This window comes from Bradyrhizobium sp. 25ACV (assembly GCF_054863005.1).
In genome coordinates this window covers 267,665-283,728 of record NZ_JAVAYO010000003.1, presented here as the reverse complement: position 1 = coordinate 283,728, position 16,064 = coordinate 267,665, and the positions used below count along the sequence as shown (strand labels likewise).

13 protein-coding genes and 2 pseudogenes are annotated in these 16,064 nt (G+C 64.2%); 3 read left to right on the top strand and 12 right to left on the bottom strand.

Annotated features, from left to right (window positions below; genetic code table 11):
* Window positions 1-350: 350 nt before the first annotated feature.
* The 7 genes from RAD04_RS08420 to RAD04_RS08390 form a co-directional block, all read right to left on the bottom strand.
* Window positions 351-1,490, bottom strand: coding sequence for an FAD-dependent oxidoreductase (locus RAD04_RS08420; RefSeq protein WP_461623400.1), 1,140 nt, complete (start codon window positions 1,488-1,490; stop codon window positions 351-353).
* Window positions 1,491-2,278: 788 nt separating this feature from the next.
* A complete protein-coding gene (locus tag RAD04_RS08415) occupies window positions 2,279-3,382 on the bottom strand; it encodes a HupE/UreJ family protein (RefSeq protein ID WP_461623399.1) in 1,104 nt (367 codons plus the stop codon).
* Window positions 3,379-3,909, bottom strand: a complete 531-nt coding sequence (locus tag RAD04_RS08410) for a hypothetical protein (RefSeq protein WP_461623398.1) — start codon at window positions 3,907-3,909, stop codon at window positions 3,379-3,381. Before RAD04_RS08410 ends, RAD04_RS08415 begins: the two co-directional genes overlap by 4 nt.
* Window positions 3,910-3,917: 8 nt before the next feature.
* On the bottom strand, window positions 3,918-5,453 hold the full coding sequence (locus tag RAD04_RS08405; RefSeq protein ID WP_461623397.1) for a GldG family protein: 1,536 nt from the start codon (window positions 5,451-5,453) through the stop codon (window positions 3,918-3,920).
* A gap of 4 nt (window positions 5,454-5,457) precedes the next feature.
* Window positions 5,458-6,159, bottom strand: coding sequence for an ABC transporter permease (locus RAD04_RS08400; protein WP_461623396.1), 702 nt, complete (start codon window positions 6,157-6,159; stop codon window positions 5,458-5,460).
* A complete protein-coding gene (locus tag RAD04_RS08395) occupies window positions 6,156-7,193 on the bottom strand; it encodes an ABC transporter ATP-binding protein (RefSeq protein ID WP_461623395.1) in 1,038 nt (345 codons plus the stop codon). The genes RAD04_RS08400 and RAD04_RS08395 overlap by 4 nt, the downstream gene beginning before the upstream one ends.
* Window positions 7,190-8,068: an N-acyl homoserine lactonase family protein gene (locus RAD04_RS08390; protein ID WP_461623394.1), complete on the bottom strand. Its 879-nt coding sequence runs from the start codon at window positions 8,066-8,068 to the stop codon at window positions 7,190-7,192. The genes RAD04_RS08395 and RAD04_RS08390 overlap by 4 nt, the downstream gene beginning before the upstream one ends.
* Before the next feature lie 557 nt (window positions 8,069-8,625).
* Between RAD04_RS08390 and RAD04_RS08385 the strand changes: the two genes are divergently transcribed.
* Window positions 8,626-9,189, top strand: coding sequence for a hypothetical protein (locus RAD04_RS08385; protein WP_461623393.1), 564 nt, complete (start codon window positions 8,626-8,628; stop codon window positions 9,187-9,189).
* Window positions 9,190-9,821: 632 nt separating this feature from the next.
* Here the strand turns inward: RAD04_RS08385 and RAD04_RS08380 are convergent.
* The 5 genes and pseudogenes from RAD04_RS08380 to rpoH form a co-directional block, all read right to left on the bottom strand.
* Complete coding sequence (locus tag RAD04_RS08380; protein ID WP_461623392.1) at window positions 9,822-10,166, bottom strand: hypothetical protein; 345 nt, start codon at window positions 10,164-10,166, stop codon at window positions 9,822-9,824.
* A 191-nt stretch (window positions 10,167-10,357) separates the two neighbouring features.
* On the bottom strand, window positions 10,358-11,977 hold the full coding sequence (gene groL, locus RAD04_RS08375) for a chaperonin GroEL (protein WP_461623391.1): 1,620 nt from the start codon (window positions 11,975-11,977) through the stop codon (window positions 10,358-10,360).
* A gap of 37 nt (window positions 11,978-12,014) precedes the next feature.
* Window positions 12,015-12,329, bottom strand: a complete 315-nt coding sequence (locus RAD04_RS08370) for a co-chaperone GroES (RefSeq protein WP_461623390.1) — start codon at window positions 12,327-12,329, stop codon at window positions 12,015-12,017.
* Window positions 12,330-12,568: 239 nt separating this feature from the next.
* Window positions 12,569-13,687 carry a glycosyltransferase family 4 protein gene (locus RAD04_RS08365; protein ID WP_461623662.1) on the bottom strand — a complete coding sequence of 373 codons (1,119 nt, stop codon included), beginning with the start codon at window positions 13,685-13,687 and terminating at the stop codon, window positions 12,569-12,571.
* A 69-nt stretch (window positions 13,688-13,756) separates the two neighbouring features.
* A pseudogene (gene rpoH / locus RAD04_RS08360) lies at window positions 13,757-14,618 on the bottom strand (RNA polymerase sigma factor RpoH); the annotation flags it as partial.
* A 448-nt stretch (window positions 14,619-15,066) separates the two neighbouring features.
* Between rpoH and RAD04_RS08355 the strand changes: the two are divergent.
* Together RAD04_RS08355 and RAD04_RS08350 are read left to right on the top strand one after the other, a co-directional pair.
* Window positions 15,067-15,380: pseudogene (locus RAD04_RS08355) on the top strand (hypothetical protein); the annotation flags it as partial.
* 239 nt (window positions 15,381-15,619) lie between these two features.
* Window positions 15,620-15,982, top strand: coding sequence for a PRC-barrel domain-containing protein (locus tag RAD04_RS08350; protein WP_461623389.1), 363 nt, complete (start codon window positions 15,620-15,622; stop codon window positions 15,980-15,982).
* Window positions 15,983-16,064 lie beyond the last annotated feature (82 nt).

The following is a 16,064-nucleotide window of genomic DNA, read 5'->3' as shown; positions in this document are numbered from 1 at the left end:
TGCGGTGGTCGCACAGCGGCCGCCTGACGGCCCGGCGACGAAGCATGCTCGGCGAGACCCGAGACCACCCGGCACGTCCGGCCGACGAGCGTGCAGGTCGGCGGAAGGCCGGGATGTGAATCGGCACCAAAGCATGCCCCCTTCAATGTGATGTGAATCAGAGACTTATCGTGCCGATCAGCGTCGGGGCCCCACGCCGTTTCACACCACGGCTCAAGGCTCAATTCGCGCTTGAAGAGTCTTCGCGCGCGAATTCGGAGGTCCCGCGCCGAAGCTCGCCGGCGCAGAACAGATCGACCAGTGACACCGCCAGGGTCACGTAGCCGATACGTCCACGCCGCGATATCCGCTCAGGCGAATTGAGAATATCGGGAGAGCTGAAAGAAGGATTCTGCTTCGTAGGACGGATCGGTAGCCAGTCGGGCAAGCCTTTGCCCGATGGCGGGCGCGAACTTCGCACCATGGCCTGAACACGCGGAACAGACGATCAGGCGGGAATCCGGCCAGCGATCGATGATGAATTCCTCGCCAGCATCGGGCAGGCGGTCGGCGGGCACGGTGTTGGTGTAGAGGCAGACGTCTCGATAGATGATTGGCCCGGCCGCGCCCGGGACAAGGGCGGCCAACGCTTCGCCGACCGGGCGGAGTTCGGCCTCGGTGGCCTGCGGACGCCAGTCGTCGGGGCCGACCACGGGCCCGTGGTTGTGAGGCGCCGCTTTGACGCCGCGCTGTTCGAAGTCCGGAAAGCCGTAGACCACGTCGTTCGGACCTCGCTCCAGAATGAAGATAGGGAAATGACCGAGCGCCACAGTGTCGGGGCGGGTCGGCTCGAACCAGCCTACCGCCTGTCGGGTTACGTTAAGCAGCGCGCCAAGCCTCGGGAGTGCGCGACCGAGCCATGGGCCTAACGCCAGAATCGCGCGCTCGGCGAAGAACTCCTGGTTGGCCGTGCGGATCGACACGCCGTCCTGGCGGGGCGCGAAGCTCGCGCGTTCCGGAATCACGCGCTCGCCGGCGCGTGAGCGCATCAGTCTCATGACGACACCGGTCCGCAGTATCGCGCCACCGTCTTGTACTACGACGTCCCAGTCGTCGGGCAGGGCGAAAGCCGGAAATTCCTTGTTCGCTACGGTCGCGGTCAACATCGGATCAGGGCGCCCTTTCGCGATCGCGGCCGCGCGTGACGACGCCACCATCGCAGAGCCAGGGAGGCCGGCCTCCAAAACAGGGGTTTCCGTCAGAACCGTTTGACGGCTTTCGGTCTGCAGCCGGATCCAACCGGCATGAGCCTCGTCGCTCAGGCTGGTGTAGTTGAGGTTTTCGAAATTGAAGCGACGGAAAATTCGACATGAACCATGTGACGAGCCTCGATCCGAACCAGGTCCGACAGGGTCGAAGCCGAGCGCATCGACGCCGGCATCCAACAATGAGTTGAGCGCTGCTCCGCCCATGAGTCCCAGACCCAGCACGGCGACTTCGCATTTTCGCATGAAGGCCTCGCGAGCGATGCTACGACTCGCCGATCATCCTGATGATTTCGCGGGTTTACAAGGTCTACGCGAGGGCGATTACAGCCGGCATCGATTAGCCTCGCCCCGTCAGCGGTTTCCGAGCGGCTCGACGAAATCACCTTCGGTCATTCTCAAGGGCGCATCATGCTCTTTAAAGCGCACTTTGGCGGAGAGAGCGGGACTCTCATCCGCTTTGCCCGGATTGCGCAAAAACCCGCAGGAAACAAGGATTCCCGAAAAGCCCGGCCAAATTTTGTGACCACCGCTGTGTACCACTTATTCGGTCCGGCGAGCCGTCCACTCGAGCGATTTCAAGGCGTCTCCGATCAAGTCCATTCAAACCGCGGCAGCGTTTGGCAGCCGAAGCCTCAATAGCCTGCTGGTCAGCTCACCTCTCCAAAGCAGACATGGCAGGGACTTGGCGAAGGTCCGCCAAGGGCCGAACAGGAGACATCCGCACCAACGGGTGCGTCGATGTCGGTCGGGACGTGCTCGAAGAGGATGCTTCTAAGTGATGCGAGTGTACCCGGCAGCGCAGAGGCGACTGCGCCAGCGTAAGCAGCGCAATAGCAATCAAACAGACAGCCGATGTACGAATATCGGCAAGCCAGTTGTTGATCATCGCGCGACGATGCCAATTACCTGCAATATCTGCAACAGGCCCAGAAGCAGATGATGCATCGAAAGCCCTCCCCGACTTGAAGATGACCAGCCGCACCAGTTGAGGAGGTCAACATAACGCGGCGGTCGCCCGACTTGGCGGAATTTCACCAGTTCGCGGCGACCAGAACGCGATCGACGAGGAAGGCGAGCCCAGCGACCAGCACGAGCGCGGAGAGCGCCGTTACCGCCCGCCGCTCCCATGCGGCGCGCCGAAACCAGAGGAGGACCGGCAAGAAAGCGGCGATCACCGCTGCCTGGCCGGCTTCAACGCCGAGGTTGAACGACACGAGCGCGCCGGCCAGGGCGGCCGGGGGCAGATCGAGATCGAGCAACGCGCCGGCAAAGCCGAAGCCATGGACGAGGCCAAGCGCGAAGCCCACGGCCCAGCGCCACGACGCCGTGCGTCTGAGGAAAATGTTTTCGGCCGCGACGTAGACGATCGACAGCGCGATCACCGGCTCGACGATCCAACTAGGCGGCGACGCCGCGCCCAGTACCGCCACGGCCAAGGTGATGCTGTGCGCCACCGTGAAGGCGGTGATGACGGCGAACAAGGATCCGATTCCTCCGCCGCCCAGGACGAGGGCCAGCACGAACAGGAGGTGATCAACTCCCGTCAGGATGTGCTCGATGCCAAGCCGAAAGAAGGCGAAGACGCCGCTCCCGGCGGTAACCTCGGGCGCCGGGCTCCCGCTCGGTGCTGCGACAGCGAGGCGAGCCTCGCGCCGGTCGCGTTCGAGGGTGTATTGCTGCACGCTCCCCAGGGCTTCGACTCGGACAAGCGTGTGGTAGTCGTTGCCGAGGACGTCGGACAGGTCGTCGCGCAGCACAAGTTCGCGCGGCGTACGAGGGCAGGCGTAATCGATGATCACTACTGCATTGGCGCGGTCGGGCGTGGGCGGCGTGACCGTTCCGGGCACCGGCTCGCATCCCACCCCATTCGCGGAAATGCCGACTTTGCGCGCGACCAAATCGGCCAGCGTGGCGTAGTCTCCACGGGGCGCCAGCCGCACCCCGGCGGCCTCGCCGCCGGCCGCCGCGAGCGCATCGGGGCCGAGGGTGAGGCTGTATCGGACAGTTCCGTCGTGCAGGCTCACGGTGGCATAGCCCATCGAGCCGGCGATGTGCCCTTGCGCTGGTCCGAGCAGTAGCAGCAGCGCGAGAGCAGCCCACGGCGCCGCGCGGCGGAGAGAGGCAGGAGGGGTCATCGCGCAGCCGCTTCAGTCATGACCTCGGCCCATTCGCCGCCGACGAAGCGGGACATGAGGTAGAGCCGCGGATTGCCATCGATGCGCATGTACTGGAGGTACCCCTCGGGGTTGAACTCGCCGAAGCTGGCGCTGAGAACCGGCTCGCCGTCCCCTCCGTAGAGCTTCACGGAGAGCTGCGGCGGGTCGAGGCCGAACGGCGCCGGGTCGCTGCCCGCCAGCTCCGCCGCCTCGATCTCGCGGACAGGCCCCGAATTGTGCATGATCTGGACGGCCTTGCTGACCCGGAGCCCGGCGGTGCCGATGTTGACGCCGTCAGGCGTCGCCCACGCCGTCTCGCCCGCGCGAAGCAGGGTAACGCGCCGCGTGCCGCGGCTCAACTCCACCCGCGTGACCTCTTCCGGCGCGCGCTTGAGCACGCCCTTGGCCTCGAACCGCACGAGCTGGCGCTGCACCGGCATGGCGCCGCTCACCACCATCGCCGCGAGGTAGAGGAGCGCGAGCGCCGCGAGGACGGGGTGCAGCACGTGCCGCCTCATCGGCGCCGCCACCAAACGACGCAGCCGAGCGCGACCACCAGGAGCGGCATTGCGAAGACCACCAGAAAGAAGACCGCATTCGACTGCCGCCCGGTCAACGCGATGAGGGAGGGCACGGGAACGCGCGCGGCGACGGCCGCCGTGCGCTCTTCACGTGCCAGCCAGCGGGCCGCCGAGAGCAAAAGGTCACTGTTTGCCATATAAGGAAAGAACGAGTTGCTGGCGAAGTCGCTGTCGCCGACGACGATGGCGCGCATGGGTTCGGAGTTGCCGTCAAGGCGCCCTTCCACGGCGACGCCCAACACGCGCGGGCCGGGGACCGGGGGCGCTGCCGCGTCCTTATCACTCGCTGCGTCAGGCTCGACCGCGTGTGACCCCACCGGTTTGACCGGGCGCGTGTAGCTGTCCCGGCTGCTGAGCAGCAGCGGGGTGACGCGGAGGTCGCCCGCCGTCGACAGCATCGTGATGGGGCGGATGCCGGGGTAGAAGGTGAGCGAGACCGAGCGCGTAACCGGGTGAGGGTCGTAGCCCGTGACCGCCACGATCTCGGGGTTGGTCGAGTAGTGGCTCAAGGGATCGACGACGACCTCCTGCTCCGGGCGGACGCCGAGCTCGGCCACGAGCCGGGCGAGCCCGGGTTCGAGCACGAAACCCAGGTCCAGCAGGAGAAGGGCCGACCCGCCGCGCTTCAGATAGGCGCGCAAGGCCGCGCTTTCAGCCGGCAGGAACGTGGTCCGCGGATTGGCCGCGACGAGGAGGGTGCACCCGGTCGGCACGTCGCCCTCGGTGGCGAGGATGAGCTTCCGCGCCTCATAACCCTGCGCTTCGAGCGCGCGGCGCAGCCGCCCCGCGCCGTGGCCCGGCATCTCCACCACCTGCGAGCTGGCGTCGTCGTGGCTGTGGCCAGCGCCGCTTTCCAGGTGCGTGTGGTACTCGAAGTTGTCCATCGGCAGCTCGCCGTGGCCCTCGAGGAAGCAGGCCGTAATCGCGCGCCCGCGCAATACGCGCTGGATACCTATCGCGATCTCCGTCTCGTCCGTACCTTGCACCAACACCCGACGTCCCTCCGCCTCCACGACCGCGGCATTGTAGATCTGGATTGCCTTCTCGCGCGCGAGTCTCGGGTCCCGGTCCGGATCGACCGCGACGACTTTGAGCAGCGGGTTGCGCCGGGCCATGATCGCAAGGAGGTCGCGCGCGCGCCGCCCCGCGGGATCCTGCGACCGATAAAAGTAGGTGACGGTTACCTCGCGGGAGACCTCGTCAATCGCCCGCATGGCCGCCCCCGAGGGCGTATAGACCTTCTCGCGAGTCAGGTCGAAATGCGCGTCATGCAGATGCAGCGCGACATTGGCCAGCACCGCGGCGCCGAGCGCGATCAGGATGACTCCGGCCGAGTAGGCCCGCCCCCGCCAGCCCGCGAGCCCGGTCTGCAGCGGCAGCCTCAGCCCGGTCGCGAACAGTACCAGGACGGCGGCGAGCCAGCCACCAGCCCAGAGCAATGCGTTCCAGTCTAGCTCGGGGTGCTCCATGGCGTCAGCGCCGGGCCAGCCCGCGCACGGCGAGGAACAGCCCGAGCAGGGTCACCGCGAGGAAGAAGCCGAAATCCGAAGCGTACATGGCACCGAGGGCAAAAGGCTGGAAGCGCGCCAGCAGCGACAGCCCGAGCACCCAATTGTCGATCGGCGACGGCAGCAACGCGGCCCAGGCGTCGATCGCCCACAGCATCCCGAACACGCCGAGCGAAACGACCGCGGCCACGACCTGGTTGGCGGTGAGCGCGGAAACGGCAAGACCGATCGAGACCAGGGCGCTGGCAAGCAGGGTGAGGCCGAGGTAGCCGCTGTAGATCGGGCCCCAATCGGGAGTGCTGAACCGCGCCAATATCCCTGAATACACCAAAGTGAGCGCGACCATCGCGAGCAGCATGCCCATCGAGGCTGCGAACTTGGCCAGCACGATGTCGCCCTCGCGCACCGGCGCCGTCAGCAGCAGCTCGAGGGTGCCGCCCCGGCGTTCCTCGGCGAACTGCCGCATGGTAACGAGTGGCACGAACAGGACCAGCTGCACGGCCGCCTGAAAGAAGACGTTCACCAGCGTCGCCTGCTTGGTGGCGATGAGCGTGACGGCGAAGCCGTAGCCGTTGAGCACAAGGAAGACGGCAATGACGGCGTAAGCGATCGGCGAGACGAACAGCGCGCGCAACTCCTTGGCAACCAGGGCGAGGAACGCCGTCACTGGAGCGCTCGGCTCGCCGTTAGCCGGAGGAACAGCTCCTCCAGGTCTGAAGCCGTCTCGACCGTCTCGACGCTGGCGATGCCGGCGAGGCAAAGGGTCTCGGCGACGTGCGGCGCTGCGCCGGCCTCCGACACCTCCACCCGCCAGCCGGCCAAGTCCCCATCCGGCTGCTCCCGGGTCACGCTGTCGATCCCCGCCAGGCCCGACAAGGCCGCCGCGACCTCGTCCGCCCGATCTGCTCGGGCGCGGACCCGGAGCGAGGCGCCGCGCCTGGCGCCGGCCAGGTGGTGGACGGTGAGCAGCCGCCCGTCGAGCAGGATCGCGACCCGATCGGCCACGCGTTCCATCTCGGCAAGGACGTGCGAGGTGACAAGAACCGCGCTATCGCGGGCCAAGGTCCGCAGCAGACCGCGCAGCTCGATGACCTGACGCGGGTCAAGGCCGTTGGTCGGCTCGTCGAGCACCAACAGCTTGGGTTCGTTCAGCACGGCCTGGGCGATTGAGACGCGCTGCCGATAGCCGCGCGACAGCCGGCCAATCACGGCGTCGCCGACTGGCTCGAGCGCGAGCCGCGCGCGGGCGGACTCGATGCCTCGGCGCAATGCACCTCCCCGTAAGCCCCGCAACCGTCCCATGAAGTCGAGAAATTCGTCCACCCGCATATGGCCGTAGAGCGGGGCGTTCTCCGGTACGTAGCCGATCCGCGCGCGCGCCTGGTGTCCGTCGCGGACCACGTCGAAGCCGTCGATGCGGACAGTTCCTTCGCTCGGCCGCAGATAGCCGGTGATGATGCGCAAGATGGTGGTCTTACCCGAGCCGTTGGGACCAAGCAGGCCCACCACTTCCCGCTCGTTCACCTCGAACGAGACGCCGTCCAGTGCCTGGCGGCGGCCGTAACGTTTGCCAAGCCGTTCGACGGAGGCGACGGCGATGCCGTGCCGCGAGCTTTCGGCCGGCGTAATGCCAAGCCCCGCCGGGGCTCGGCCCGGTCGATCGGTCAGGTGCAGGTCCAGTGTCGGCGTCGAGCCGGTCAATCGTAGAATTCCGGCGCCTTCTTCATCGCCTTGAACGCGTCCGGGTCGTGGGCGGTGAAGAAATTTGCCTTCTGCGTCGCCATCTCCCGCCTGATCCACTCGAAGGCCGAGTAGAATCCCGATGTCGAATAGACCAACGGGGTGCTTGGCGGTATGTTCTGCTCGACGTTCTCCCGCAAATAGACGTTGTCCCCGGTGAGGATGGTGAGGCCGGTGTTCTTCAGCCGCACCGTCATCATCTGGCTACCCGGCGTGTGGGCAACCCAGCGCTTCACGATGAGCGTGCCATCTCCAAACAGGTCCTGATCGCCTTCGAGCTGCAACATCTTCACCGCGTTTGCGCTTGGTGTCATGTTCCCGCGCAGCGGCAGGACGTCGCCGAGAACGTAATTGGAGCCGGTGCCGGGCTCCGGCCAGAAGAAGTTCTGAAGCTCGCTCTTTTGCACGACGAGCGTCGACTTCGGGAACTTGGCCACGTTGCCGCCGTGGTCGAGGTGGAGGTGGCTCACCACGACGTAGGTGATATCGTCGGGCGTGAGATCGATTTTCTTCAGCTGCGTATCGATCGCGACATCTGGCGTGTTGACCGGCTTCAACCCGGTGAACGCGGCACCCCAGTAGCCTGGGTCGGTGATAATCTTGTCGTTGTTACCCGTATCGAAAAGAACATTCCCTTTCGGATGTTTGATCACGTAAAAACCGACCGGAACCTGGATCGCCGGCTCCATGGGGGCGCCGTTCACCAAAAATCCTTTGCCGAGAGTCAACGCGCCGGAACTGAACGCGTAGAGCTTAAGGTCTTGCGCGCTTAGTGCCGTACTCGACAATACACCCGCGAGAAGAGCGACCATTGCCGTCAAATATTTGCCAGTCATTCTTTGCCTCCCTCGTCGCGCAAATTTTGTTATGTTTTGCTTCTGTGCAAAGCCGCAGAGGCGCCGGCAGGATGCACTTAAGTTCAACACGCCGCGGTAGACCTGTCAATAATTCTGGACGGTGTCTCGGCTACCCGACGGTGCCGGTGGTCAGGATTCCCCGAGGCTCGTTGCGTGAGTGGATGGCTGGGGTATGGGTCATTCCCGTCGATCTGGCCGCGTTCTCCGCACGTCCGGTGTGGCCTCAATTGCTGTCATGCTGAGCTCGACGTGATCCTTCGGCTGAAGGCCAATCGCCGTCATGCAGCCTTCTTTGCACCTGCGCCATCGACTTTGCATCTTGGCGGCTTTGCGGGTGACGCTTCGCTTTCCGAAAAATTTGGTTGACGGGAGAATGAAGTCTGACAGGCGTACTAACCTAACCACCTCACTCCCTCCTATTGACACCCGTCGAATGGGCAAATCCTTCCAACACGTAATTTCAGCGCGACGAACTTCGGCGCACAGGTTTTATCGGCGCCTTCTGAATCCATTTTCTGGCCAGAAACGGAGGGCTCATGCGCGCTCTCGCCTTGAAAAGTGTCTCTCTTCTCCTCGCTACCCTCGGTTCGATCTCCGCCACGTCCAGCGCACACGCACAGGATGCGACTGACGAGCAGTTTGGCAAGGTTCACTTCCAGACCTCCTGCAACGAGGTGCCGCAGCGCCGCTTTGATCGCGGCATGCGCTATCAGCACTCGTTCTGGTACCGGCCCGCGAAAGAGATTTTCGAAGAGACTTTGCAGGCCGATCCGGAATGCGCGATCGCCTATTGGGGAATTGCACTGAGGCTGCTCTACAATCCCCATTTTCCTGCGCCAAAGGAAAACCTCGTGGAGGGGCTCGCCGCGCTGCAGAAGGCCAAAGCACTCGGCATCAAGAGCGACCGCGAACGCGACTATGTCCACGCGCTTCTGGCCTTCTACTCGGGGGACGAGAAGACGACGTTTGGCCAGCGCGCGCAGGCCTATCTCAAGGCAACTGAGGCCGTCGCGGCGCGCTATCCCGATGATGACGAGGCGCAGATCGCCTACGCCATCGGCAACAGCCGCAAGCGCGTCGAGAAGCGGCTCGGCCGTTAGGCCAACGCTCCCGATCGGTCCGGCGGGCGCCTTCAGGCCCTGCAGGAAAGCGAGTGAGGGCGGTCAGCCGCTGCATGCCGGGATCGATAGTCACGCATGTAGATCTCGGTTCGCACAAACGCGATCTCGTCGTCTCCGGCGGTCTCACAGACGTCGATGTACCATCTCTTCGGACGACCTTCGCTGCGGTCATTCCAACGGTACCCCGGCCTTTTAAGGAGTCCTCGAGTTCGAATGCGGTTTGCTCCGCCCAGACCCGCAACGTCGGCTTGCGGGCGGTTTCGAGCAGTAGCGCGAGCGCCGGCGCCCGCGTCGTCGGAGGCTCGAACGTGAGAACCTCGAGCAGGGCGGCGATTAAGACCCACTGTGAACCTTCCCGAACGCCCCTGGTCGCGCGATCACCCCAAGTTCCGGCAAAACCGAGCCATGGTGAGCCGGCGGCCTGCTCTCCGGATCATAAAGCATGTGTGGCCGGGCCCGGGCACATGCCCCAGCCGTCCAGATCACCTTCGCCGTCCCCGACGGCTCCCCTGCTGCGGCTGAAAGCCTGCGCCCCGGCCGACGATGATTTTGATCATGGTACCGAGCTTGTGCCCCGAGCAGTCGGCGAGCGAGATTGTTCGCTCACGCCGTCAAGAGCTGAACGATGGTGCCGTGAACTCGCGTGGCACCGGCGCGAGCCAATGTGGCGTTTGCGGCGGCCGCAGCGTATCGACCTTCAGGGTGTTCACGCCCGCATTCCACGTCATCCATGGCATCGACTCGAGATGGGGAATCGGCGGGAGCGCGATCTTCCTTTCGAAGGCGTCGGCCGAACCAGGTTTGCCCGGCATACGATCCGTTCCCCAGGCCGCCAGCGACGGCAGCATGAGTAGCGCAGCCATGGACGCCGTGAGTATCCGCCGCACCAGGCGTTGCGCGGGGACCATCTGGGATTTCTCCGCCCGAGCGGAGATAATGGTGTGATCGGCGATCATCTCATCCTCCTATCGTTCGAAAAAGACTGATCCAAGCGATCGTGGTGCAGCAGGGTGAACATCAGCCAGTGCACGGTCGCCGCTCCATTCCTACGCAGCCTTCGCTGAAGATTCCTGCTCATCTGATAGCTCCTATTGTCGATGTGTCCTTTCCTGGTTCGAGGGATAGGTCCGTTGGCTTGTCCGCCAAGTTAGAAGTCCATCGGCGGCGCGGCGGGGGCTTCCGCCTTCGTCGGCTTCTCGGCGACGAGCGCCTCGGTGGTGATCAGGAGGGCGGCGATAGATGCGGCATCTTGCAAGGCCGTGCGAACCACCTTGGCCGGGTCGATCACACCGGCCCGCACCAGATCCTGGTACTCGCCGGTCGCCGCGTTGAAGCCCCAATTGTAGTCACTTTTCTCCATCAGCTTGCCGACCACCAGCGAGCCGTCTTCTCCGGCATTCTCGACGATCTGCCTGGCCGGCATCTGGATCGCGCGCCGCACGATATCGACGCCGGCTTTTTGGTCGTCGTTGGCGGTCTTGACGCGTTCAAGCGCCTTGAGCGCGCGCAATAGCGCCACTCCGCCGCCCGGCAGGATGCCTTCTTCCACAGCGGCGCGCGTCGCATGCATCGCATCGTCAACGCGATCCTTGCGCTCCTTGACCTCGACTTCGGTGGCGCCGCCGACCCGGATCACGGCCACGCCGCCGGCGAGCTTGGCAAGCCGCTCCTGCAGCTTCTCGCGATCGTAATCCGAGGTCGTCTTCTCGATCTGCAGCTTGATCTGGGCGACGCGCGCCTCGATGTCCTTCTTGGCGCCGGCGCCGTTGACGATGGTGGTATTCTCCTTGTCGATTACCACCTTCTTGGCCCGGCCGAGCATGTTGAGCGTGACGTTCTCGAGCTTGATGCCGAGATCTTCGGCGATCATTGTGCCACCGGTGAGGATCGCGATATCCTCCAGCATCGCCTTGCGGCGATCGCCGAAGCCCGGTGCCTTGACGGCTGCGATTTTCAGCCCGCCGCGCAGTTTGTTGACGACCAGCGTCGCCAACGCCTCGCCTTCGATGTCCTCGGCGATGATCAGCAGCGGCTTGCCCGACTGCACCACCGACTCGAGCAGCGGCAGCATCGATTGCAGTGCGGACAGCTTCTTCTCATGGATCAGGATGTAGGGGTCTTCGAGCTCGGCTCGCATCTTTTCGGCATTGGTGACGAAATAAGGCGAGATGTAGCCGCGGTCGAACTGCATGCCCTCGACCACCTCCAACTCCGTATTAAGGCTCTTTGCCTCCTCCACCGTAATGACGCCTTCATTGCCGACTTTCTGCATGGCCTCGGCGAGGAAGCGGCCGATCTCGGTGTCGCCATTCGCCGAGATCGTAGCGACCTGGGCGATCTCGTCGTTCGCGGTGACCTTCTTGGCGTGCGATCGGAGATCATTGACGATCGCCTCGACCGCTAGGTCGATGCCCCGCTTGAGGTCCATCGGGTTCATGCCCGCAGCAACGGACTTCGCGCCTTCCTTGACGATCGATTGCGCCAGCACGGTCGCGGTCGTCGTGCCGTCGCCGGCGATGTCGCTGGTTTTGGACGCCACCTCGCGGACCATCTGCGCGCCCATGTTCTCAAACTTGTCTTCGAGCTCGATTTCCTTGGCGACCGTGACACCATCCTTGGTGATGCGCGGCGCGCCGAAGGATTTCTCGATCACGACGTTGCGGCCTTTCGGCCCGAGTGTCACCTTGACGGCGTTTGCCAGCGTATCGACGCCGCGCAGCATGCGATCGCGAGCTTCCGTTGAGAATTTTACCTCCTTGGCAGCCATGACGTTCTCTCCTTTCCCCTTTATGACTGTCAGCGCTTCAAGCGGCATTCTTCGTCGCGGAGGTCTTCTCGACGACACCCAGGAGGTCGCTCTCTTTCATGATGAGAAGTTCTTTGCCGTCGATCTTGACCTCCGTACCGGACCATTTGCCGAACAGGACCCGATCGCCAGGCTTCACGTCGAGCGGCACCAATTGGCCCTGTTCGTTACGGCCGCCCGGACCGGCGGCGATCACCTCGCCCTCTTGCGGCTTTTCCTTCGCGGTGTCCGGAATGATGATGCCGCCGGCAGTCCTCTCCTCGGCATCGATGCGTCGCACCAGCACGCGATCGTGCGATGGACGGAAATGCATGCACATCCTCCCTGCAATTCAGCGATGTCATCAGAACCGGGGCCGTAACCGGCCCTCCGGCAAAATCGACTTAGGCGAGGCAAAGCTGAGGTCAAGAGGAGTCACCTAAATTTTTCGAACCGCGGGCAGACGTTTCCGCGATGACATTGCCGCGCCACCGCGAGCCGTCAGTGGGTGATCTCAACGGCGCGCGGCTCCTCTCGCCGACTTTCCGCAGTGCCGCAGGTCGTGCCTTCAATTTACGTGGCCGTGGGCGGCGCTTCTGGGGCCCTGTCCGTGGAGGGTGGCCGAACGCGCAGCGAGTGCCGATGGCGGGAGCCGGGTGTCGGAAGCCTGCGAAGCATCCTCTGGTAGATCCGGCCGTAGTCCGCGGCCATGCGGGCGGAGGAGAAACGTTCCTCGAAACGGGCACGGACGCCCTTGCGGTCGGGTTGCAGCAATCCGGGAATGGCCCGCACAGCCTCATCGACGTCGGACGCGATGCGTCCGGTCAGTCCGTCCTCGACGATTTCCGGGACCGATCCGCAATGGAATGCGAGCACCGGCGTGCCGCAGGCCATGGCTTCAATCATGACTAGGCCGAAAGGCTCCGGCCAGTCGATTGGAAAGAGCAGCGCGGCCGCTTCGCCGAGAAATTCGCTCTTGGCGCTCTCATTGATCTCGCCGATGAACTCAGTTCCCGGCTCGTCCAGCATCGGGGCGATGACACCGCGGAAATAGGCGTCGTCGGCCTTGTCGACCTTCGCAGCTATCTTCAGCGGAAGGCCGGACGCCCGCGCGATTGCGATGGCGCGGTCGGGACGTTTCTCCGGTGAGATCCGGCCGAGAAACGCCAGATAGCCGCCTTTCGGATTGTAGCTCGGAATGTGCAGATCGAGTGGAAGGCCATGATACACCGTTGCCACGAAATTCGCCCCTGGAAGCGGCGACCGTTGCGCATTCGAAATCGAAACCAGCGGCATGTCCGCAAACCGGCGGTAGAACGGCATATGATCCGGAAGATCCTGCCTGCCGTGCAGCGTAGTCAGTGTCCTGCCGCGTTCAGATCGGAACAGCGGAAAATGCAGATAGTCGGAGTGGAAGTGGAGAATGTCGAACTCGTCGGCGCGCTCGCGCACCTTGTCGAGCATGATCATCTGGTGGGGAAGAGCGTCGCGGACGTCGGGGTCGAGGCGCAGCGCGCGAGGCGTGCAGGGGACGAGCTCGGCGGAGGTGATGGAATCCTCGCTCGCGAACAGCGTCACCTGGTGGCCTTGTCGGACCAGTTCCTCGGTCAGCCAGGAAACGACCCGCTCCGTTCCCCCATAGAGCCGGGGCGGGACGCTCTCGAATAGCGGGGCTATCTGTGCAATCCTCATTTCTATCTCTCCGCAGTAGCCGCTGCGCCGGACGGGGCATCCGCCGGGAAAGCCAGGAGGCAATCCATCCAAGCGAGCCCTGAGCGCGCCCCTCATCTTTTGTAGTGCGCGAACCTCGATCTGGCGGACACGCTCGCGCGACACGCCGAAGGTGGTGGCGAGCTCCTCCAGGGTCTTCGGCCGTTCGGCCAGGAATCGCGCGCCGACGATACGGCGCTCGCGGGGGTTAAGGAGCGCGAGCGCGTCGTCCAGTGCGAATCCTTACCCGGTTGCGATCCTCCGTTTCCGATAGCAGCGTTTCCGGGTCTGGGGCCGGATCAATCAGCCGGTTCTGGATTTCCTCGGATCCGTCCTCCCAAGTCATGGGCAGGTTGAGCGAAGTGTCACCCCGGATCCTCCCGTTCATCTCGACGACCTCACCCGGAGCTACTTTTAGTTCGCCGGCGATATATTCGGCCTGCTGCGGCGATAGGTCGACGTCCTCGCTTGCAGAAATCCGGTTCTTGAGTTTTCGCAGGTTGAAGAACAGCTTCTTTTGGGCTGCAGTGGTGCCTATTTTCACCAGCGACCAGGACCTGAGAATGTATTCGTGGACCGTCGCCTTGATCCACCACATCGCATAGGTCGCGAGCCGAACGCCTTTCTCGGGCTGGAAGCGCCTCACCGCCAGCATCAGGCCGACATTCGCCTCCGAGATCAAGTCGGCGACGGGAAGGCCATAGCCGCGATACCGCAGGGCCAGCTTGGCGGCCAACCGGAGGTGACTTGTGACCAGGCAATAGGCCGCGTCGCGATCGCCGTGCTCGCGCCAGCGGCGCGCGTATGTAGCCTCATCGGCCGGACTGAGCAGCGGAAACTTGCGAATGGTGGCGAGGTAGCGGGAGAGCCCGCCGTCCGAATGGATCGCGGGCAGATTCGATAGAACCGACAGGTGCTCATCTCCAATTCCTCCTCAGAGCGAAGTGGGTTCGAGCTACCGAGCATGGCTTGGGCCCGGAAACGGCGCCCAAGCGCGTCAGGCCGGCGGCGTCCACATAATGTCGAACCCCGCGGTTTGTTCCTTCGAGATTTGAAAGCCGGCGGACCAGACAGCCGGGAGCACGGGCCCCACCTACAGGGGCGGGGACGAAGCAACCGGGCCCGCCCGTTATCGTGCAATGGCCGGCTTAATGGCTGTTAAAGCCGAGCGGGAGGGGCATCGCGTCACGACGCAAAGTTCGCCGTGACGGTTAAAGCTTATGCTGGCCGTGTTAGCTGTCCACCGTAGGGAAGCCTCGTGCGGCGTCGAGAGGAGAGAGCTCGGACGTGGCGGCTCAAGCGGGTTGGTTGCGCAGCGCCAAACGTTCGGTGCGCGCGGTTTCTCGAAGTCGGGCTAGGACGCAACCAGCGGGCGGGACTGGGCTGAATGCACCAGCGGCTGGCATCGCGCGTGCCGGATCTGGGATATCTTTTCGCAAGGTCTCATCGAACGCCTGAACGGTGGCTGGCGCATCACCGAAAAGGGGCGGCACGTGCTTGAGCTCATGGAGGCCCCGCCAGGCGCCTCCGAACCGCAGCGGGTCGAGGAGGCGGTGCCTGCCCAGCCCAAATCTCTGCCCGTGCTGCAGCCTCCCGCCGAGGCTGGCTGCGGCGGCGCGAACGCGGCCAGCGAAGGTGGGCCTCCCGGGAGCGAGCCCGGGCTAACGCGTCATAGGAGAACCTGCCGAGGCTTCTCAGTCCCGGCGGTCAGGGCTGCCCTAGCGCGGCTGCATTCAGCCGATGCCATCCACCTGTTGTATCGAGTCTCGCTCTTCTTCCTCGCTCGCCGACGCCTTTGTCGGTCCGGTAGCCGACCAATTCACCCGTTGCGGAGGGCGAGACCGCGGCAACCAGTCAGGAACGGAGCCATCGCGGTCCCGTTGCCTCCAGAAGACAACATCCAAGGAGGTCAACATGGTCATGGAAGATCGCGAGACGTTCAGCCTGATAGGAAGCGATAAGGTCGAGGGCACGAACGTGTACGGATCCGACGGCGAAAAGGTCGGCTATATTGAGCGCGTCATGATCGACAAGGTCAGCGGCAAGGTGTCGTACGCAGTGCTCAGCTTCGGCGGCCTGCTCGGCATCGGCGACGATCACTATCCGTTGCCCTGGCAGGCGCTGAAATACGATACCAACCTCGGCGGCTACGTCACCGGCATATCCCAGGACCAGCTCCGCGGCGCCCCTAAATACGCCGACGAGAGCACTTGGAATTGGCGCGACCCCGCGACGACGCGCTCCGTGAACGCCTATTACGGTGTGCCAGTGGCTTGACACGGCGCCGCGGACCAACGCACTGCCGCACGCGCGACGACCCGGCTCGGTCGCGCCGGTGCAACCGGCTGCGGCCGTCTCG